Origin of the sequence: Microbispora sp. NPDC049633 (assembly GCF_040675265.1) — a bacterium.
Lineage (GTDB): Bacteria > Actinomycetota > Actinomycetes > Streptosporangiales > Streptosporangiaceae > Microbispora > Microbispora maris.
The window spans coordinates 62,301-81,563 of record NZ_JBFAOO010000008.1 but is presented as its reverse complement, the minus strand read 5'-3'; the positions used below and the strand labels follow the sequence as shown (position 1 = coordinate 81,563).

Sequence of the window (19,263 nt, the reverse complement as noted above, 5' to 3'; positions counted from 1 at the left end):
CCTGCGGACGAGTTCCGCCACCGCGGCGGGCACGGTCGCCGCCACCGGACCCCGCGCGCGGCCGCTCAGGATCTCCCGCAGGAAGAACGGATTCCCCCCAGTTCGTTCTGCCAGCCGGCGCGCGGCCGGCTCGTCCAGCGTGACGCCGGCATCGGCGGCGAGGGCGCGCACCGCCCGGCTGTCCAGACCCTCCAGCCGGACCCTCACCAGGTCGTAGCGGGCCAGAGCGCACAGCAGATCTTCGGCCGCGTGCCCGGTGGTGCCCGGCGGCGGGGAACAGCGGAAGGCGGCGACGACGGTCACGGGCGTGTCGCCGGGCACGGCGCGCAGATGGATCATGACGTCCCCGAGCAATTCGACGGATGCCGGGTCCGCACGGTGCAGATCGTCGAGGACGACGACCAGCGGCTGCTCGCGCGCGGCGGCGGCCAGACATCGTGCGACCGCCCCGCCGCGGCGCGCGGACGCCGTGCCCGCGGGCGGCACGTCGTCAAGCAGGTCCCGCAGGGTGGAGCGGTCAGCCGGAGGGCAGCGCCGCAGGAGCGCCCTCAGCACCTGACGCCACGGTCCGAAAGGGCGCGCCTCGCCGGCGTCGTCACAGCCGCCCCAAAGCACCAGATGTCCGAGCCGGGCGCGGTCCTCCCGGAAGGCCGCCAGCAGGGCGGTCTTGCCGATGCCCGGCTCCCCGCTGACCGCGGCGACCACCGGCGCCGTGCCCGGCCGCATGGTCGTCAGCTCCGCCAGTTCCCGCTCCCGGCCGCGCAGCGGCCGCCGCTCCCGGCGGGCCTCCGCAGCGTGCGACACGGCGGTGTGCGACACGGCGGTGTGCGACACGGCGGTGTGCGACACGGCGGTGTGCGACACGGCGGCGAGGACGGGTTCCAGGCAGGGGGCGTGCCGGAGGATGTCGGCCTCCAGCGTCCGCAGCGCCGCGCCCGAGGCCGTCCCCGGACGGCGACCCGGGCGGCTTGCGGCGCGACGCAGCACGGCCAGCGCGTCGGCCTGCCTGCCGGTGCGGTAGAGCGCCAGTGCCAGCAGGCACCACAGCCGCTCCCGGGAGGGGTTGGCCTCCGTCTCCCCCTCCAGGTCGCCGATCACCGCCTGCGGCCGGTCCAGGTCCAGCAAGGCCTGCGCGCGCCGTTCGACCGCCGCCGCACGCTGCTCCCACAGCCGGTCCACCTCGGCGACGGCCCACGGCTCGTCGCAGAACTCTCCGTACGGGATACCCCGCCAGAGCCCCAGCGCCTCGTCGAGCAGGGGCAGCGCGTCGGCCGCCGGGCGGCCTTCCGCATTGCGCACCAGTTCTTCGAAGCGCAGGGCGTCGACGTCCGTAGCCGCCAGCGCGTACCCGGGAGGACGCGAGATCAACAGACACGGCGGGGTACGCGGAGCGCGACCCGGCTCGACGGCCCGGCGCAGCCTCGACACATGCGCTCGCAACGTCGCCACGGCGCAGGCCGGAGGCGCGCCGCGGTACACGTCGTCGACGAGCCGTCCGACCGGTACCACGCCTCCCCGCGCGATCAGCAGTCTGGACAGCAGCGACCGCTGGACGGGCCCGCCCAGATCGACGAGTCCGCTTTCGCCGTCGTGGACCTCCAGAGGGCCGAGGACGCGAAACTCCGTCCGCGTCGCTGCGTCCGTGGGCATGTGCGTCCTCCCGGCAGGGCAGTCCTTCGTGGACTTCCCAGCCAACAGGGAAGGACTTGCATCCAACTGGCCGGAGACTTGGCCCGGCGGTAGGTCAGTACACGGGAGTCGCGGCGAGCCCGGTGGGCTGACCCTGATGGCGGACCAGGTGGGCGTAGTGACCGCCGTAGGCCATCAGGTCGTCATGGGTGCCCGCCTCGACCAGCCGGCCGCGGTTCAGCACGACGATGAGGTCGGCGTCCCGGATGGTCGACAACCGGTGGGCGATGACGATCTGCGTCTGCCCGAGCCGTAGCAGGTTCCGGCGGATGCGCTCCTCGGTCGCCGCGTCCAGGCTGGCGGTCGACTCGTCGAGCAGCAGGATCCTGGGGCGGCCGGCCAGGGCGCGGGCCAGCGCCAGACGCTGACGCTGGCCTCCGGACAGGCGCCCGCCGCCCTCGCCGACGTCGGTGTCGTAGCCCTGCGGGAGCCGCACGATCTCGTCGTGGATCTCGGCCAGGCGGGCGGCGTACTCGGCCTCCTGCCTGCTCAGGCCGGAGAAGCCGGCGATGTTGGCCATGACGGTGCCGGCGAACAGGTGCGGCTGCTGGGTGACGACCCCCACCTGCCGGCGCAGCCACCGGCGGTCGAGATCCCCCAGCGGCACGCCGTCGAAGCGGATCTGCCCGGCGGACGGCTCCACCAGCCCGATCAACGCCCGCCCCAGTGTGGTCTTGCCGGAACCGGACGCGCCGACGATCGCGACCCGCGCACCGGGCGGAACGCGCAGCGACACGTCACGCAGCACCGGGCTGCGCGCGTCGTAGCCGGTGCTGAGGCCGGTGACGGTGATGGCGCCGCGGAGCCCGCCGGCCAATCGGACACCGCCCTGCCGCTCCGGCTCCGCGCCGACCAGGTCGGCGATCCTGCCGACGTGCGCCGCGGCGAGCTGGAGCTGGTACACGATGCCGAGCAGGGAAGCGAGCGGCGCGGTCGCCGAGGCGGCGAGCGAAACCAGGGCGAGCTGGTCGCCGAGCGTCGCGCCGTGACCGGCGGTGGCGAACACGGCGACGAGCAGCCCCAGGTCGAGCGCCATCCCCAGCGCGTGGCTCACCGCCTGCACCCCGGACACGTGCCGGTTGCGGGCCGCCCCCGTGGCCAGTTCCTCGTCGTGACGTTCACGCCAGCGGGCGACGGCCGCCGCCTCGCCACCGGTCGCCTTGATCGCCTCGATGCCGGCCAGGCTGTCGACGAGGGCGGACTGGGTGGCGGCGTTGGTGTGCAGCGCGGCGAGGGCCAGATGCGTCCCGCGCCGGGCCGTCGCCAGCACCACGCCGGCCTGGAGGCTGGCGGCCGCGAGCGTCAGCACCGCCATACCGGGCGAGGCCACGAGGAGCAGCGCCAGGTAGGTCACGGCGGCGAACAGGTCGAACAGGAAGGCCAGCGCCTGCTCGGTGAGCAGGTCACGCAGCATCGCGACCCCGCTGAGCCGGCTCAGCAGGTCTCCCTTGGAGCGCCGCTGGAAGAAGCGGTACGGCAGGGCCAGTGTGTGGCCGACGAGCCTGCGCATCATCTCGGCCGCCACCGAGGTCTGCAGCCTGATGAGCGCCCAGGCGCGCGTCCAGGCGACCAGCGCGTGCGCGGCGACGACGCAGAAGGCGGCCGCCGAGAGCGTCGTCACGTCGGTCTCCACCGGCCGGTCCACCACGAGCTTGGTGAACACCGGCACGGCCAGGCCGGCGAGTTGCGTGCCGAGCGAGGCCAGCAGTACGGCGATGATCAGCCCCCGGTTCGCCAGCGCGGGCACGACCAGGGGACGCAGCACCCGCCACGGCCGGGACCTGACGGCGGGCGTGAGCCCGGAGGGGGCGTCGGCGAGCAGCACCGTGCCGGAGTAACCGGCGCGGAACTGCCGACGCGACAGCCGCCGGCGCCCCCGCGCCGGGTCGAGGACGCCGACGCCGCGCGGCGTCACCCGTTCGACCACGACGAAGTGGTTGTTCTCCCACAGGGCGATGAACGGCGCGGGCAGCCCGGCGAGGGTGTCCATCGGGGCGCGGCAGGCGCGCAGCCGCAGCCCGAAACGGGCCCCGGCCTGGATCATCTCCCGCAGGCTCACCCCGTCGACGCCCTCAGCGAGATGCTCGCGCACCTCCGCGAGGCTCGTGCGGCGGCCCAGCCCGCCGAGCACCATGGCCAGGCAGGCCGCGCCGCACTCGCTGCGCGTGAGCTGCATCTGCAGCGGGACCCGCCGTCTCACAGCCAGAACCAGCGGATCTCGGCGGCGCGCCGCCGCTCGTCCAGCCATGCCTGGAACGCCGCGTCGCGCGCCGCGTCGAGCACCGCCGGTGCCCCGGCGTCCGGCGGGACGACCTCGTACACGACCCCGGCCAGGTATCCGCCCTCGTAGGGGAGGGGCCCGGCCGTCGCACCGCCGGGGATCTCCCGCAAGGGCTCGGGCAGACGGGGGGTGAGCGTGGCGGCGGCCTCCAGCCGCAGCCCGGTCGCGTCGCCGGGATGCAGCAGCGCCGCCGTCACCCGGTTCGCGAACTCGGCCGCCGGGCCGTCGAGCAGGGCGCGCAGCGGCTCCGGGCGCGGTCCGGTCACCCAGGCGGCCCGCCGTACGGTGAACTGTTCCGGGTGCTCGGCGAGGTGCCGCCGGGCCGCCTCACCGGCGAAGCGCTCGCGGACCCGGGCGATGCGTGCCTGCATCTTGGCGTGCCCCCAGAACTGCTTCTCGGAGATGCCGGCCTGGGCGAGCCAGTCGAGGGTCTGCTCGCGGGTGGTGAGCCCGCGCCGGCGGCGGAACTCGTCGGCGGCCCGCCGCGTCTCCGCGTCGTCCGCCGGGCGTGGGTCGTCCTCCACCTCGTTCAGGAGGATGCGGTGGTCCACCAGCTGCTCGTGTACGCGCCGGTCGCGGGCGCCGAGGGAGCGGATGGCCGACAGCGCGGCAGCGATCGACAGCCCGACCCCGTCGACGCTGAGGATGTTCGCGGCGGCCCAGTGGGTCGAGTGGTCGACCAGCCAGGGGATGCCGTCGTCCACCTCGGCCGACAGCGCGACGGAGCCGCCCTCGGGGTGATCGAGGACGAGGTCGTAGCCGACCCTGTCCGTCCCCGGTGGTTCGTCGGCCACGAGCTGGGCGCGCAGCCACGGCCGCTCGGCCGCCCAGGCCCGCACGCTGCGGTGCGCGTCGGCCACGGTCTCCGCCGCGGCCGGCAGGCCGCGCAGGAGTTCGACCGCGTCGGCGAGGTCCGCGGAGAAGGCGGTCCGAAGGGGAGAGGTGTTCTGGTCAGCGGGCATCGGTGGCATCCTCGGGGGCGGGGCGGAGGGCGGCGTCGGCGAGCCAGTCGGCTATTCCGTCGCTGATGGGCAGGCCGCTGAGCAGCTCGACGAAGGCCCACTGGCCGTTGACGTTGATTTCCAGGAAGACGTACTCGCCGTCGGGCGTCACGATGAAGTCCAGCGCGCCGAAGGTCAGGCCGAGCCCGGCGACCAGGCGGACGCAGCGGTCGGCGACGTCCGGCGGCAGGTCGTGAGCCGAGTAACCCACCTTGGGGTCGTCGTAGTGCCGCCAGTCGAGGGAGGTCAGCCGGGACGCCTGGGAGTCGATGCGGGCGGCGAACACCCGCTCGCCGACGACGGTCACCCGCAGCTCGTACGCCTTGGGCACGTTGGGCTGAAGCATCGCCGGGGCGTGGCGGAGCCGGTGCCTGCCGGACAGCCGCCGCCGGGGCACCTGGGTGGTGAAGAGGTGACGGGCCTCGTCGTCGAGGGTGAACGGGTGGTAGTCGAGCGTCTTGGTGATCAGGCGGCCACCGGCCCGGTTCCACGCGGGGACGAGCTCGTCCGGATCGTTCGTCACCACCGTCTCCGCCACGGAGAATCCGAGTTCGGTGGCCCGGTGCAGGTGCAGCAGTTTGTTGTCGACCGCCAGGGCGTGCTGCGGCGTCGCCGGCATCCACCGGGCCCCCGCCATGAGGTCGTACGCCCCGCGCAGCGCCAGCCTGGCCACGTGCTCGGCGAACTCCCGCTGCGACGGTTCCCGCACGTCCGCCGCGGACGGCTTGCCGGGGCGCCGGTGCCAGACCGCGGTGACCTCCGACAGGTCGTGCGTCCGTCCCCGGTAGGTGAGCGTCTGCCGCCAGCGGCCGTCGGCATAGCGGGTGGTGAGGGCCGAGGCCCCGGGGTAATCGGCCTCGTCCCACCACAGCAGCGGCACGCCGCGCGCCTCCAGCTTCGGCAGCACGGTGTGCACCGAGTCGTCGCCGGCGCTGCTGATGATCAATAACACGGGTCACGTGCTCCTTCGCCATCACACGAAGAGAGCCGGCGCCCGCGGACGCCGGCTCCCCGTCGTTCCCCCATGACCGGACGACTGGGGCAAGCCCGTCCGCCGGTCGCGGTCAGGGCGCGGCCGTGGTCCACCGCGGCCGGGCCACCGCGGTCATCAGCTCGTCCAGCAGTCGCCCCGCTGGCTGGCGGTGCAGACGGAAGGCGAGCTGGGCTTCAGGTCTGCCACGATCTCGTCACTGGCCATGACCACGTCGATGCCCGCGACGGTCTCCAGGTCTGCCCCGGCCAGCTCGGTGACGCCCGCGGGCAGGTCCTCGATCTTGAGAATGTCACGCATGACATCTCCCCCATCTGGTTGTGCGGGGCCGCGACTTGCGGCCTTGCACACATCCTGGAGAGCGCCGTTTGGGGTTCTCTTGACCGCTCTTGGCCTGTCTTGGCCTGTCTTGGTTCGTCTTGGTCGCGACTCCGGTCACGGAGCGGCGGCCCGGTCCCGCCACCAGGTCAGCCCGTTCTCGTCCGCGAGCCGGGCCACCAGTTCGAGGTGCCGCCGTGCCGCGACGGCGTCGCCGGCGGCGGTGGCGAGCAGGGCGAGATACCAGTCGACGGGCCCAAGGCACATCACCCCCGACCAGGCGGACACACGCCCGCTGAAGGGCAGCAGCGCCGTGTAGGTCAGGCGGCAGGCGCCGGCCTGGCCGAGGGCGGCCTGGGCCGCGGCCTGCAGACAGGTCGTGTTCAGCCACGACCAGTCCTTGGGCGGCGCCTGCCAGCCGTCCCGGGCCAGCTCGCCCGCCTCTTCCGTCCGGCCCTGCGCGCAGAGCCGCAGAATCCGGGCGTCCCTGCCCATGGAGGGATGGAAGGCGGCGGTGCGGTCGATGTACGGCCCGGCGTCCGCGATGGTGCCGCGGTGGTAGTGCAGCATGACGCGTCCCATGGCGACGAGGCCGTCGGCGTGCCACATGTCGATGGCGCCTATCTGGCGTACGGCCTCGTCGTACATGGCGTCCGCCTCGTCGAACCGGCCGTTCAGGGTGAGCCGTACGGCCCGCCACATCGTGTGCTGGAAGCGGGGCCACGGCAGCGGCAGCCGCTCGAGGATCTCGTCGCATCGCGCGGCGGCCTCGTCCGCGCCCCGGACGTCGAAGGTCTCCAGCCTGGCGTTGGTGTACAGCAGCTGAGCGAGCAGTTCGTACCCCGGGGCCTCCGTCCGCCGCGCCAGCTCGTGCAGCTCGTCGGTCATGTCCCGCAGCTCGGCGACGTGCAGCGGCTGGGGGAGGGACAGGTGGCGCGCGTTGAGCATGCCCATCAGCAGGACCGGGTCGTCGAGCCTGCGGGCCATCCGCACCGCCTGGGCGGAGAGGGCGTCGCAGCGGGGGTTGTCCGTCCCGTCGTACAGTTCCTGCGCCAGGCCGCCCAGCAGGCGGGCGCGTTCCGGGCTGTCGTCCTCCGGCAGCGCCCGCAGGCAGGTCTCGAAGCGGTGCACCAGCCGCAGCTCCACCGCCTCGTAGGGGTCGCGCAGCGTCCACTTCGCGGGGGCGTCGAGCGCGGTCAGCGCCCGGGCGGTCAGCTCGGGTCCCGCGCCGGCCCGGTCGGCGGCGCGTACGGCCTCGGCCCGGGCCTGCCTGGCCCCGAAGAGGTCTCCCGCGTCGAGCAGGGCGCGAACCTGGCGGAGCAGCAGCTCCACATGGTCCAGCGGATCGCCGGCGCAGGCGCCGTGCGCGGTGATCGCCCGGTCCCACCACGCGGCCGCCTCCTCGAAGGCCATGCGCAGACTCGCCTGCTCGGCCGCCGCCCGCGCCCAGTGCGCCGCCTCGCGGTAGGCCGCCGGACCGGCCTCGACGGCGTGATGCGCGATCGCCGTCACGTCACTCCCTGGGCGGGAGGCCAGCGCGGTCATCACGTCACGGTGCAGCGCCGCCTTCCTGAGCGGCGGGATGTCCGCGAGCAGGGTCTCCCGCACCAGGTCGTGCGCGAACGTCATCCGATGGGCCCGCGCGGCGACCAGGCCCGCCCGCGCCGCGTGGTCGAGCGCGTCGTACGTCTCCGCGCGCCCGGCCTCGGCGACGACGGCGGGGTCGAAGGTGCGGCCGATGACGGCGGCGATCCGCAGGGCCTCGCCGGTCTCCGGGGGGAGCAGGACGATCCGCCGCCGGATGAGGTCCGCCACCGCCGGGGGGACCGCGTCCAGCGTCCGCCCCTGGGCGAGCAGGCGCACGCTCTCGCGCACGAAGAACGGATTGCCGCCGGTGCGCGCGGTGAGCCGCCCCGCCGTCGTCTCGTCCAGGTCCGTTCCCATGTCCGCCGCGATCGCCCGTACGGTGCCGGCCTCCAGCCCGGTGAGGTGGATCCTGAGCAGCCCGTACCGGGTGACGCGGCTCAGCAGCTCGTCCACGGTCAGGCCGCGCGCGGGCTGGGTGTCGCCGGACGCCGCGGCGCCGGTGAACATCGCGTCGCGGAAGGCCGTGACCAGGGTGAGCGGCACGGGTCGTGCCGCGCCCTCGGTCAGCATGACCACGTCCCTCAGCAGTTCGAGCGAGGCGGGATCGGCCCAGTGCAGGTCGTCGAGGACGATCAACGTCGGACGCGAGCGAGCGGCGGCGGCGAGCCATTGGGCGATGGCCTGGTTGCGGCGGAGCCTGGCGGCCTCCGTGGTGCCGGTGGGCGCCTCCTCGTCCAGGAGGCCGGCCAGCGCCGGCCGGTCGGGCGGCGGGCACACGAGGGCGAGCGCGTCCAGCACCTGGAGCCACGGCCACAGCGGCGGAGCTCCCCGGGTTTCGTGGCAGTTGCCGCAGAGGACGAGATAGCCCAGGTCCTCGCAGTGGCGGCGCAGGGCGTCGAGCAGGAACGTCTTGCCGATGCCCGGTTCGCCGGTCACCGCGGCGATGGCCATCCCCTCGTGGTCCGTCCGGTCCAGCAGCGTCTTCAGCTCGGCCAGTTCCCGCTCCCTGCCGATGGCGGCGGAGGGCACGGGCCGGAGCGCGGCGGTGTCCTGGAGGATCTCGTTCTCGACCGCCAGCAACTCGGGGCCCGGGTCCAGCCCGAGCTGCCCGAGCGCGTCCCTCGCGCGGTTCGTCGCGGACAGGGCGTCGTCGCGCCGGCCGACGCGCCACAGCGCCAGGGCGAGGAGGGACCACAGGCGCTCCCGCAGCGGATGCTCCGCGGTCTCGGCGCCTAGGTTGTCGATCACCGCCTGGGGACGGCCGAGGGCGAGCAGCGCCTGGGCGCGCCGCTCGACCGCGACCAGGCGCAGTTCGGCCAGCCGGTTCGCCTCGGTGACCGCCCACGGCTCGTCGGCCAGATCGCCGTAGGCGGTGCCGCGCCAGAGCCCGAGCGCCTCGTCGAGGGAGACCAGCGCCTCTCCCGGCGGGACCGTCTCCGCGGCCTTCACCAGGTCGGTGAAGCGGATCGCGTCGACGTCCCGGGTGGCGAGCAGGTAGCCGGACGACCTGGACAGGAGCAGCTCGGGTGCGGCGCGGGGCTCCCGGCCGGGCTCGACGACACGGCGCAGGTTCGCGATGTAGGCGTGCAGCGTGGCGCGCGCCCCCCGCGGAGGATCCTCGCCGTGCAGGTCCGCGATGAGGGCGTCGGTGGGAACGACGGTGCCGCGTGCCGCGAGAAGCCGCGCCAGGATGGCACGCGGACGCCGTCCACCCAGGTCGACGGGGAGCCCGTCGTCGCCGCGCACCTCGATGGGGCCGAGAATCCGGAACTCCACCCTCTGCTCCCACCTGTGGAACTCTCTCGCCGTGCAACCAGGAGGAGTTTAGGGTGAATGCCGCTTCGCTCCCCGATCACGAGACCCGTCGTTCCCCTCGGCCGCCCCCGGCGTGGCGCGGGCGTAGCGGGCGGTGAGGGCGCGCAGGTGGTCCACCAGGTCCGGCGGCCCGGTGACCTCGAAGTCGAATTCGAGCAGGCCGAGGTGGACGGCGAGCGTGTTCAGGGTGTCGGCGCCGGTCACGAGCACGCAGGTGCGGTCGTCGACGTCCTCCACGACGCCGACGGCGGGGTTGATCCGCGCGGCGACCTCCTCGGCCGGGGCGTGGACGAGCACCCGGGCGCGGTGCCGCCAGGCCGCCGCCGACGCGCCTCGGGCGACGTACGCCGCCGCGCCGCCCTCCGGCGGGTCGCGGGGCGGGAAGCGCGGCCCGGTAGGAGTGCGGGGCGCGATCCGGTCCACCCGGAAGGTGCGCCAGTCGTCGCGGTCGACGTCCCAGGCCACCAGATACCACCGGCGGCCCCAGGACACGAGACGGTACGGCTCGGCCACCCTGACGCCGGAGGAGCCGCCATGGTCGCGGTAGTCGAACCGCAGCCGTTCGCGGTCCCGGCACGCGGCGGCCAGCGCGTTCAGGACGGCCGGGTCGATCGCGGGGCCCGGCCGGTCGGGCGGCACCGGTTCGGTGTACGCCTGGAGGGCGCCGACCCGGCGGCGCAGGCGCGACGGCAGCACCTGCTCGAGCTTGGCGGCGGCGCGCTCGGCCGCCTCCTCGACGCCCGGCACGCCGCCGGCGGCCCGCAGCCCGATCGCAACGGCCACCGCCTCCTCGTCGTCGAGGAGCAGAGGCGGCATCGCGGTCCCGGCGACCAGCCGGTAGCCGCCGTCCGTGCCCCGGGTGGACTCCACCGGATAGCCGAGTTCGCGCAGCCGGTCGACGTCGCGGCGGACGGTCCGCTCGGTCACGCCGAGCCGTTCGGCGAGGACCCTGCCCGGCCAGTCGCGTGTGGCCTGGAGTAACGACAGCAGGCGCAGCAGCCGCGCCGAGGTCTCCAACATTGCTCCAGTCTGGCGGCACTTCAGGACAGAGCCTGTCCGGAAGGGTCCGTAGTGTCGGCGTCATGAGCGAGAACACGCAGATCACGCCTTTCCGCATCGACGTCCCGCAGGCCGACCTCGACGACCTGAAGGACCGCCTCGGCCGCACCCGCTGGCCCGATGAGATCCCCGGCGCGGGTTGGGACTACGGCATGCCGGTCGAGTACGTGAAGCGGCTGGCCGAGTACTGGAGGGACGGGTACGACTGGCGTGCCCACGAGGCGGAGATCAACCGTCATCCGCAGTTCACCACCGAGATCGACGGGCAGCACATCCACTTCCTGCACGTACGGTCGCCGCACGAGGACGCCCTCCCGCTGATCCTGACCCACGGCTGGCCGGGTTCACTCGTGGAGTACCTCAAGGTCATCGAGCCGCTGACGAACCCGGAGGATCCCGCGCACGCGTTCCACCTGGTGATCCCGTCGCTGCCCGGCTTCGGCTTCTCCGGCCCCACCCGGGAGCGCGGCTGGAACAGGTTCCGTACGGCCCGGGCCTGGGCGGAGCTCATGCGCAGGCTCGGCTACGACCGGTACGGCGCGGTGGGCAACGACGGCGGCTCGTTCGTCTCGCCCGAGGTGGGCCGGGTGGACCCCGAGCACGTCGTCGGGGTCCACGTCACGCAGATCTACTCCTTCCCCTCCGGTGACCCGGCGGAGATGGCGAACCTCACCGACGAGGAGCGCAAGGGCCTCGAAGTGCTGCAGTGGTTCTACGAGAACAAGATGTCGTTCAACATGGTCCACTCGCAGCAGCCGCAGACGCTGTCGTACGGGATCTTCGACTCGCCGGCCGGGCTGCTGGGCTGGAACACCCAGCTGTTCGGCGAGGACGTCGACGACGACTTCATCCTGACCAACACCATGCTCTACTGGGCGACCGGCACCGCCACGTCGGCGACGCGGTTCTACTACGAGGACGCGCACGCCGAGCACCCCAAGGAGCCGACGACGGTGCCACTCGGCCTGGCGATGTTCGAGGGCGACTTCGTGTCGATGCGCACCTTCGCCGAGCGCGACCACAAGAACATCGTCCACTGGCGGTCCTACGACGGGGGCGGCCACTACGCCGCTCATCTGCGGCCGGACGTGCTCGCCGCCGACCTGCGCGACTTCTACGCCGCCCTGCGCTGATCGCCCGTCACTTGCCCGCCCCTGACCGAATCCGGGACGGCCGGGGGCATGTCGGCCGCCGCACGCGCAGCGGACATCGGGAATGATGGCCGCATGGGGCGCGCAACGGGGCGGATTCGGATGAGACGGATTCCGCGGGCCGTCCTGGCATTTCTAGCGGCCGCGGGAGCGGTCGTCCCGGGCACGGCCGCCCGGGCCGACGACGGAGACCGGCCGCAGTTCCGGATCCGGGACGAGCGTGTCGGCGAGTCGAGCGGTCTGGCCGTCTCGCCCACGCACAAGGGCATCGTCTACACCCACAACGACAGCGGCCACGGACCGCAGATCTACGCGGTCGGCCCGGACGGCCGCACGCGGGCGACGTTCACGATCGGGAACGCCGAGGCCCGGGACTGGGAGGGCATCGCGGCCTCCACCGACCGCGCGACCGGCCGCGGCGTGCTGTGGATCGCCGACATCGGGGACAACATGGACGGCGCCTGGCCGGACGTGTCCGTCTACCGGGTCGTCGAGCCACGGACGATGGAGGACGCGACGCTGCGGGCGACCCGGTACCGCTTCCGGTACGCCGACGGGCCCCGCAACGCCGAGGGGGTGATGGTCGATCCCCGTTCGGGCCGGCTGTACGTCGTCAGCAAGGAGTTCTCCGGCGGTGTCTACGCCGCGCCGGCGAAGATCCGCACCGACAAGGTGAACGTCCTGCGGCGGGTGGGGCCGGCGCCGATCATGGCGACCGACGCCGCGTACGCCCCCGACGGGTCGAGCTTCGTCATCCGCACGTACTTCTCCGCGTCCGTCTACCGCTCGCCCGGGAAGCTGCTCGCGCACGTCACGATGCCACCGCTGAAGCAGGCCGAGTCGATCGCGTACACCCGGGACGGGACGGCCCTGCTCACCGGGAGCGAGGGGGAGGACAGCCCGGTCTACCGGGTGCCGCTGCCGGCCTCCGCCCGCCCGAGTTCCTCTCCCCGCCCGGCCCGGACCTCCGCCCGCCCGAGGGAGGTCACGGCGTCGGGCGAGGCGGCCGCCGCGGACGGCCTGCTCGGCGTGCCGATGCCGGTGTTATGGGTGGCGGTCGCTCTCGGGGCGATCGGGATCATCGCGTTCGTCGCCTACCGCACGGGTCGCTGAGGTGATGGGCCGCTGAGGGCCTTCAGACGACTTCGAAATCGGCCATCATCGCCATGTCCTCGTGCTCGAGGTTGTGGCAGTGCAGCATGTAGCGCCCCCGGTAGCCCTCGAAACGGACCAGGACGTCGACGACCTCGTAGGGTCGCACGTCCACCGTGTCCTTCCAGCCGGCGTCGGTCGCCGCCGGCGGCCTGCCGTTCCGTGCGAGCACCCGGAATCGGGCCAGGTGGACGTGCACGGGGTGATGGAAGTCGCCGGTGAACCTCCATATCTCGCTGGTGCCCAGGCGAGGGGTGGCCAGCGGCCGCCCTGGCCGGAAGCGCTGTCCGTTGATCGTCCAGGACCCACCTCCCCCCTGACCCGTGCGGCGGAAGTCGAAGACGCGGGTGGTGACCGCCGTGGCGGCCGGCTCGGCCCGGGACAGCCGCTTCGGGATCGCGCTGTCGTCAGCGGCTCGGCGCCGCACGCGGAACCGCATGACATCGCGCGCGGCACCCGCGCCCAAGGTGTTGACCATGGTCACCTCGGTGCCGACGGGGTGGCCGGAGAAATCCACGATGACATCGAAGCGCTCTCCCGGGGAGATGGTGATCGCGTCGTGCGTCAGGGGAGCGGTCAGCAACCCTTGATCGCTGCCGACCTGGACGAACCGGCCGCCGGGAGTCAATCGCAGCCGGAAACGGCGTGCGTTCGAGGCGTTGAGCAGTCGCAGGCGGTATCGGACCGCGTCGACGTCGAGGAAAGGCCAGGGCGCGCCGTTGACCAGGATGACGTCGCCCTCGACTCCCTCCACGAAGGCGTCATCCACCCCCGGGCGCATCAGCAGGGTCGGATCCAGGGACGGATAGCGGAACGAGCCGTCCTCCTCGAACGCCCTGTCACAGATCATCAAAGGGATGTCCCGCTCACCCTTCGGCAACGGCAGCGCGTCGTCCTCGTCGTCGCGAACCACGAGGAGACCGGCGAGGCCCCGCCACACCTGTGGCGCGGTGAAGTCCATCCGATGGTCGTGGTACCAGAGCGTGGCGGCACGCTGCTCCAGCGGATACACGTAGTCTCTGGCCACCTCGTGGAAGGTCCACCGCGTCGGATCGTGGTGGGAGTGATCGCCCTGTGGCGGACGGAACCCCCGTCCCTCCGCGATCACCACGTCCGTGGGGTAGCCGTCGGACTCCGGCGGGGTGACTCCTCCGTGCAGATGTGTCGAGGTGGGCACGGGCAGCTCGTTGCGGACCCGGATGACCGTACGGTCGCCGGTTCTCAGGTCGAAGGTCGGCCCGGGGAACGTGCCGTCGTAGCCCCAGATCTCGGTTGTGGTGCCGGGGATGATCTCTACCTTGGCCGCGCGCTGAACGACCTCGTAACGGCCGGGCCGTACCGGAACGGCGGTCGCGGGGATCGGGAGCGGCACGGTGAACCGGGCGGGCAACGGCAACGCGCTCGTCAGGCTCTCACCGGCCACCTCGGGTGCCAGGGCGCCGCAGCCGGCGACCGTGAGGCCGGCCCCGCCGAGCAGCCCGAGGAAGCCGCGACGGGAGATCATCGTGTCACCCGCCAGACCAGGACCGTCAGCATGGTCGTGGCGCCGAAAACGGCCATGCCGAGCGGGAAGTGCACTGCCAGGACGCGCTCCTGCCCGGCCGTGACCTGAAGGGTTTCGGCGGCCACGAGCCCGGCCGCGGCCAGGGCAGGCCACGCCGGCCCGCGCGCCGGTCGCCACAGCAGGATCGAGGCCACCAGCTGGAGGTAGAGCATGGCATGAGTGAATCCGCCGTTGGTGCGATGCCAGGCGAGCATGTCCACGTCACCCGTGACGAACAGTCCGGCAAGGACGGCTTGCGTGAGCACGCCGAACAGGTGCAGCACGGCGGCCGACCGCAGCGGCCAGACGATCCAATCGGGTCCGCGGCCAGGGCCCGCCCGTGGCGGAACAGGTGAGACGCTCATGCACGGCATGCTGCTGCGCCTCGCGCGGAAGATCGTCAGGCTGGGGTCGGCGCTCCGCCGTACATCCCAGGGTGTAGGGCACGGCGACGCGGAGCACGCGTACGACCTGGGGCGCAGGCACCAGGTCATCCCCGCGCGGGTAGGCTTGTCCCGCGTCGTGGCTTAGCGTGACAGGCGTGCACCCCTGGAAGACCGATGCGCTGATCACGGCGGCCATGCTCACGCTCGGCGTCGCGGGCACCTATGGCAGGGTGTCCAGCTCAGGTCTCATGGAGCGGCCGCTGGACCCGCTCGGCCTGACGCTGATCGTTGTGTCGTGCCTGGTGCTCGCCTGGCGGCGTGGCGCTCCCGTGCCGGTCGGCGTGGTCGCGGTCGGCTGCGCCGTCGCCTACTACGGCGCGCGTTACCCGGGCATCTTCGCCGCCGGGCCCGCCCTGATCGCGATCTACACGGCGGCCACTCTGGGACGGCGCCGCCTGGCGATCGGTCTCGCGGCGGCACTGGCCACCGGCATCGCCATCCCGGTCGCGCTGGCCGACACCGATCCCGAACCCGGTGGCCTCGGCCTGCTCAGCGGCTGGCTGGTGGCGACGGTAGTGCTGGGCGAGGTGATCAAGAACCGGCGCGCCTACCTCGAAGAGGTCGAACAACGAGCGATCCAGGCCGAAATCACCAGGGAGGAGGCCGCTCTGCGCAGGGCCGGGGAGGAGCGTCTGTGGATCGCCCGGGAGCTCCACGACACGCTCACGCACAGCATCTCCGTCATCAACGTCCAGACCGCCGTCGCCCTGCAGACTCTGGAGCCGGATCCGGCCCTGGCCCGCCGGGCGCTGCTCGCGGTCAAGGAGTCCGGCAAGGAGGCGATGCACGAGCTGCGCGCCACGCTGGGCGTCCTGCGTCACGCCGATCCCGACGGCTCGGAGGTGGGGCTGGCCGGACTGTCCCGGCTGGTGGACAGGGCCGAAGCGGCAGGGCTGCCGGTCAGGACGCTGACCGTCGGCACGCGCGGGGAGGTGCCCGCAGAAGTCGACCGGGCCGCCTACCGCATCGTGCAGGAGGCGTTCACCAACGTGCTGCGGCACGCCGGGGCCGCCTCCATCACCGTGACGATCGAGTACGCGGCTGAGATGATCAGACTGAGCGTCGAGGACGACGGAGAGACCACGACAGGGACAGCGGAGAGCGGTATGGGGTTGATCGGAATGCGTGAGCGCGCGGTTGCCCTCGGCGGCTCGCTCACAGCTGGGCCGCGATCGGGGGGAGGCTTCGCCGTACGGGCCGAACTGCCGACGGTGACCGCCCCGTGATCCGGGTGCTGCTGGCCGACGACCAGCCACTGATCCGCGCCGGTTTCCGAGCACTGCTGGAGATGGCCGGGGACGTCACGGTCGTCGCGGAGGCGGGCAACGGCGGCGAGGCCGTCGAGTTGTGCCGTGCTCTGCTGCCCGACGTGGCGTTGCTGGACGTACGGATGCCGCTGCTGGACGGCATCCAGGCCATGAGGAGAATCGGCGCCGACCCGGCGCTCGACTCGGTGCGCGTGGTCATCCTCACCAACTACGCCCTCGACGAGTACGTCTTCGCCGCCCTGCGTGCCGGGGCAAGCGGCTTCCTGGTCAAGGACATCGAACCGGCCGACCTGCTGCAGTCGGTGCGGGTGGTGGCCGACGGCGAGGCGCTGTTGTCTCCCTCGGTCACCAGGCGGTTGATCGAGGAGTACGTCTCCACCCCGCCCAGGCCCGTGCCGGGACCCGGCCTCGAACGGCTGACCGACCGGGAGCGCGAGGTCCTGTCGCTGGTCGCGACAGGGATGTCCAACGAGGAGATCGCCGGCCACCTGTCGATCAGCCACGCCACCGTCAAGACCCACGTCAGCAGGACGATAGCCAAGCTGGGCGCTCGTGATCGCGCCCAACTGGTGGTGCACGCCTACGAGTCCGGGCTCGTCACACCGGGACGTCGTTAGTGTCCTGAGTCGTTCGCGACGCCACCCGGCGCCTGCCGGCCCAGGGTGCAGATCCCACCGCGGAGGAGGCGGTCCGGATCTTCGCTCGGCGCGGGCGCTCCTCGCGCCGGCGCTCGCCGGTCACGCCGCGGGGACGGGGCACGTGGAGGGCCGGGCCGCCGTTCCCGGCGACACCGGCCCGGAGAGCGGTCGCGAGAGTCAGCTCCGCGCGTAGATGCGGTGCACGAACTCCGCGAGCTTGCTGTCGGGCAGTTCCTTGGCCAGGTCGGCCTCGGTGATCATCCCGACGATCCGGTGGTTGTCGATCACCGGCATGCGCTTGATCTGGTGCTCCTCCATCTTCGTCAGGGCGTCCTCGACGCTGGCGCCGGCGTCGACCCAGACGAGGCCGCGGGCGAGCTCGCTCGCCGTGGTCTGGTCGAGGTCCTTGCCCTCGGCGCAGCACTTGATCACGATGTCGCGGTCGGTGATGATCCCCTTGAGCCGGTCGTCCTCCCCGCAGATGGGGAGGGCGCCGACGCTCAGATCGCGCATCATCTCGGCGGCCCTGCGAAGGCTGTCGTGCTCGCCGATGCACTCGGCGCCCTCGTGCATGACCTGGCCGGCGGTCTTGGTCACTCCCTCTGTGGTCATGGCTAACCCCCGATTTCCTCTTTGGGGCGGTTATGCCCCCTCTGTCCGGAAATAAGAGCGGATTCACAGCCGGGGAAGGAAATGCTCGCCGCGCAGGGCGCGCTCCACGAGCGCGATCGACTCGGCCAGCCGTACGAGCCGGGGACCCTCCTGGCGGTAGGCGTCCAGGACCGCCTCGACGGCGTGCGGAGGCAGGTGCCCCTTCAGCTCCACCGCCGCCCCGCGATACCCCTCCCTGGCCGCCTGGATCGAGGCCGCCACCTGCTGGCGGGCCATCCGGGCGAGCGCGAGAGGGTGGCGGCGCAGCACGCCGTACGCGCGGTAGTCCGGGGGCACCGCGTCGAGCAGCCACGACACGGCCGAGACCTCCCATTCGGGGCTGCCCGGAGGGCGCACCTCCGGCGGCCAGCCGGGTGGCACGTACACGCCGCCATCGTACCGAACACAGGTTCGATCACCGTGGAGCGGCTCCGGCTGAGACAATGACGGGCATGCTGTCGACAACGGTACGGACATGAGGATCGGGATCGTCGGCGCCGGAATCCTCGGTCTGGCCGTGGCCCGGCAGATGGCACGGGCGGGCGCCGAGGTGACCGTCCTGGAGAAGGAGTCCCGCGTCGCCGCCCACCAGACCGGGCGCAACAGCGGAGTCGTGCACGCCGGGATCTACTACCAGCCCGGCTCGCTCAAGGCGACCCTCTGCCGGGAGGGCGCGGCCATGCTGCGCGAGTACTGCGCCGAGCACGGCCTGCCGTACGACGAGGTGGGCAAGCTCGTCGTGGCCTCCACCCGGGCCGAACTGCCGGGGTTGCGCCGCATCGCCGAGCGGGCCAGGGAGAACGGCGTGCCCGGCATCGCCGAGCTCGACGCGATCGGCCTGCGCGAGGTGGAGCCGTACGCGGTCGGGGTCGCCGCCATCCACTCGCCGCACACCGCGATCACCGACTTCTCCGCGGTCGCGCGCCGCCTCGCCGCCGACGTGGCCGAGGCCGGCGGGTCCGTACGGCTCTCGCGTCCCGTACGCGCGATCAGGCAGACCACGGACGGCGTCGCGGTGGCGGCCGGGCCGGAGAGGCTCACCTTCGACCGCCTGATCTCCTGCGCCGGTCTCGGCTCCGACCGCGTGGCGGACCTGGCGGGGGCGGGGGGAGACGTGCGGATCGTCCCGTTCCGCGGGGAGTACTACCGGCTCGCCGGCTCGGCGCGCGACCTGGTGAGCGGGCTCATCTACCCCGTGCCCGACCCCCGTTACCCCTTCCTCGGCGTCCACCTGACCCGCCGGATCGACGGGGAGGTCCTGGTAGGGCCCAACGCCGTGCCGGCGCTCGCCCTGGAGGGCTACTCGTGGCGCCGAGCCTCGGCCCGCGACCTGCGCGGCATCCTGTCCTGGCCGGGCACGCGGCGCATGGCGGCCGAGCACTGGCGGACCGGCCTGCGCGAGGTGTACGGCTCGCTGGCCAAACGCGCCTTCGTGTCCGCCGCGCGGCGGTACGTGCCCGCACTGTCCTCGGCCGACCTCGTACGCACCCAGGGCGGCGTGCGGGCGCAGGCCGTGTCACGGGACGGCGGGCTGCTCGACGACTTCGTCATCGACGTGCGCGGGCGGATCGTGCTGGTGCGCAACGCGCCCTCCCCGGCGGCGACGAGCAGCCTCGCCATCGCCAGGCACATCGCCTTAACGGTTCCCTTAACAACCTAGGTCTAGAGTGCTG

General features: G+C 72.9%; 16 protein-coding genes. 5 read left to right on the top strand and 11 right to left on the bottom strand.

Translation table 11 applies throughout. From position 1 onward, the window contains the following. From AB0J39_RS04235 to AB0J39_RS04205, 7 genes are all read right to left on the bottom strand, one after another. The coding region (locus AB0J39_RS04235; RefSeq protein ID WP_363461662.1) for a BTAD domain-containing putative transcriptional regulator at nucleotides 1-1,650 on the bottom strand (1,650 nt) is incomplete at its 3' end. A 94-nt stretch (nucleotides 1,651-1,744) separates the two neighbouring features. Beyond that, nucleotides 1,745-3,889: a peptidase domain-containing ABC transporter gene (locus tag AB0J39_RS04230; protein ID WP_363461660.1), complete on the bottom strand. Its 2,145-nt coding sequence runs from the start codon at nucleotides 3,887-3,889 to the stop codon at nucleotides 1,745-1,747. Then, a complete protein-coding gene (locus tag AB0J39_RS04225; protein ID WP_363461658.1) occupies nucleotides 3,886-4,932 on the bottom strand; it encodes a TIGR04500 family putative peptide maturation system protein in 1,047 nt (348 codons plus the stop codon). The genes AB0J39_RS04230 and AB0J39_RS04225 overlap by 4 nt, the downstream gene beginning before the upstream one ends. After that, on the bottom strand, nucleotides 4,922-5,923 hold the full coding sequence (locus AB0J39_RS04220) for an MvdC/MvdD family ATP grasp protein (RefSeq protein WP_363461656.1): 1,002 nt from the start codon (nucleotides 5,921-5,923) through the stop codon (nucleotides 4,922-4,924). Before AB0J39_RS04220 ends, AB0J39_RS04225 begins: the two co-directional genes overlap by 11 nt. Before the next feature lie 156 nt (nucleotides 5,924-6,079). After that, nucleotides 6,080-6,262 carry a hypothetical protein gene (locus AB0J39_RS04215; protein WP_363461654.1) on the bottom strand — a complete coding sequence of 61 codons (183 nt, stop codon included), beginning with the start codon at nucleotides 6,260-6,262 and terminating at the stop codon, nucleotides 6,080-6,082. 135 nt (nucleotides 6,263-6,397) lie between these two features. Then, on the bottom strand, nucleotides 6,398-9,643 hold the full coding sequence (locus tag AB0J39_RS04210) for a BREX system ATP-binding domain-containing protein (protein ID WP_363461652.1): 3,246 nt from the start codon (nucleotides 9,641-9,643) through the stop codon (nucleotides 6,398-6,400). 48 nt (nucleotides 9,644-9,691) lie between these two features. Next, nucleotides 9,692-10,702, bottom strand: coding sequence for a YafY family protein (locus AB0J39_RS04205; protein WP_363461650.1), 1,011 nt, complete (start codon nucleotides 10,700-10,702; stop codon nucleotides 9,692-9,694). A 62-nt stretch (nucleotides 10,703-10,764) separates the two neighbouring features. On the opposite strand from AB0J39_RS04205, the gene AB0J39_RS04200 reads away from it, so the two are divergent. Beyond that, nucleotides 10,765-11,874 carry an epoxide hydrolase family protein gene (locus tag AB0J39_RS04200; protein WP_363461648.1) on the top strand — a complete coding sequence of 370 codons (1,110 nt, stop codon included), beginning with the start codon at nucleotides 10,765-10,767 and terminating at the stop codon, nucleotides 11,872-11,874. A 120-nt stretch (nucleotides 11,875-11,994) separates the two neighbouring features. Then, nucleotides 11,995-13,005: a hypothetical protein gene (locus AB0J39_RS04195; RefSeq protein WP_363461646.1), complete on the top strand. Its 1,011-nt coding sequence runs from the start codon at nucleotides 11,995-11,997 to the stop codon at nucleotides 13,003-13,005. Nucleotides 13,006-13,027: 22 nt separating this feature from the next. Here the strand turns inward: AB0J39_RS04195 and AB0J39_RS04190 are convergent, their stop codons facing one another. Beyond that, the gene (locus tag AB0J39_RS04190; protein WP_363461644.1) at nucleotides 13,028-14,548 is read right to left on the bottom strand and encodes a multicopper oxidase domain-containing protein; all 1,521 of its coding nucleotides are present in this window, start codon (nucleotides 14,546-14,548) and stop codon (nucleotides 13,028-13,030) included. Continuing rightward, entirely contained in the window at nucleotides 14,545-14,952 is a 408-nt protein-coding gene (locus AB0J39_RS04185) for a hypothetical protein (RefSeq protein WP_363461642.1), read from the bottom strand. Before AB0J39_RS04185 ends, AB0J39_RS04190 begins: the two co-directional genes overlap by 4 nt. Before the next feature lie 176 nt (nucleotides 14,953-15,128). Between AB0J39_RS04185 and AB0J39_RS04180 the strand changes: the two genes are divergently transcribed. Then, nucleotides 15,129-16,259, top strand: coding sequence for a sensor histidine kinase (locus AB0J39_RS04180; RefSeq protein ID WP_363461640.1), 1,131 nt, complete (start codon nucleotides 15,129-15,131; stop codon nucleotides 16,257-16,259). Beyond that, a complete protein-coding gene (locus AB0J39_RS04175; protein ID WP_363461638.1) occupies nucleotides 16,256-16,918 on the top strand; it encodes a response regulator transcription factor in 663 nt (220 codons plus the stop codon). Before AB0J39_RS04180 ends, AB0J39_RS04175 begins: the two co-directional genes overlap by 4 nt. Before the next feature lie 198 nt (nucleotides 16,919-17,116). Here AB0J39_RS04175 and AB0J39_RS04170 read toward each other — a convergent pair whose 3' ends face one another. After that, nucleotides 17,117-17,551, bottom strand: coding sequence for a CBS domain-containing protein (locus AB0J39_RS04170; protein WP_363461636.1), 435 nt, complete (start codon nucleotides 17,549-17,551; stop codon nucleotides 17,117-17,119). A gap of 63 nt (nucleotides 17,552-17,614) precedes the next feature. Beyond that, a complete protein-coding gene (locus AB0J39_RS04165) occupies nucleotides 17,615-17,977 on the bottom strand; it encodes a hypothetical protein (RefSeq protein ID WP_363461634.1) in 363 nt (120 codons plus the stop codon). Nucleotides 17,978-18,065: 88 nt separating this feature from the next. Between AB0J39_RS04165 and lhgO the strand changes: the two genes are divergently transcribed. Beyond that, nucleotides 18,066-19,250 carry an L-2-hydroxyglutarate oxidase gene (gene lhgO / locus AB0J39_RS04160; protein ID WP_363461632.1) on the top strand — a complete coding sequence of 395 codons (1,185 nt, stop codon included), beginning with the start codon at nucleotides 18,066-18,068 and terminating at the stop codon, nucleotides 19,248-19,250. Nucleotides 19,251-19,263 lie beyond the last annotated feature (13 nt).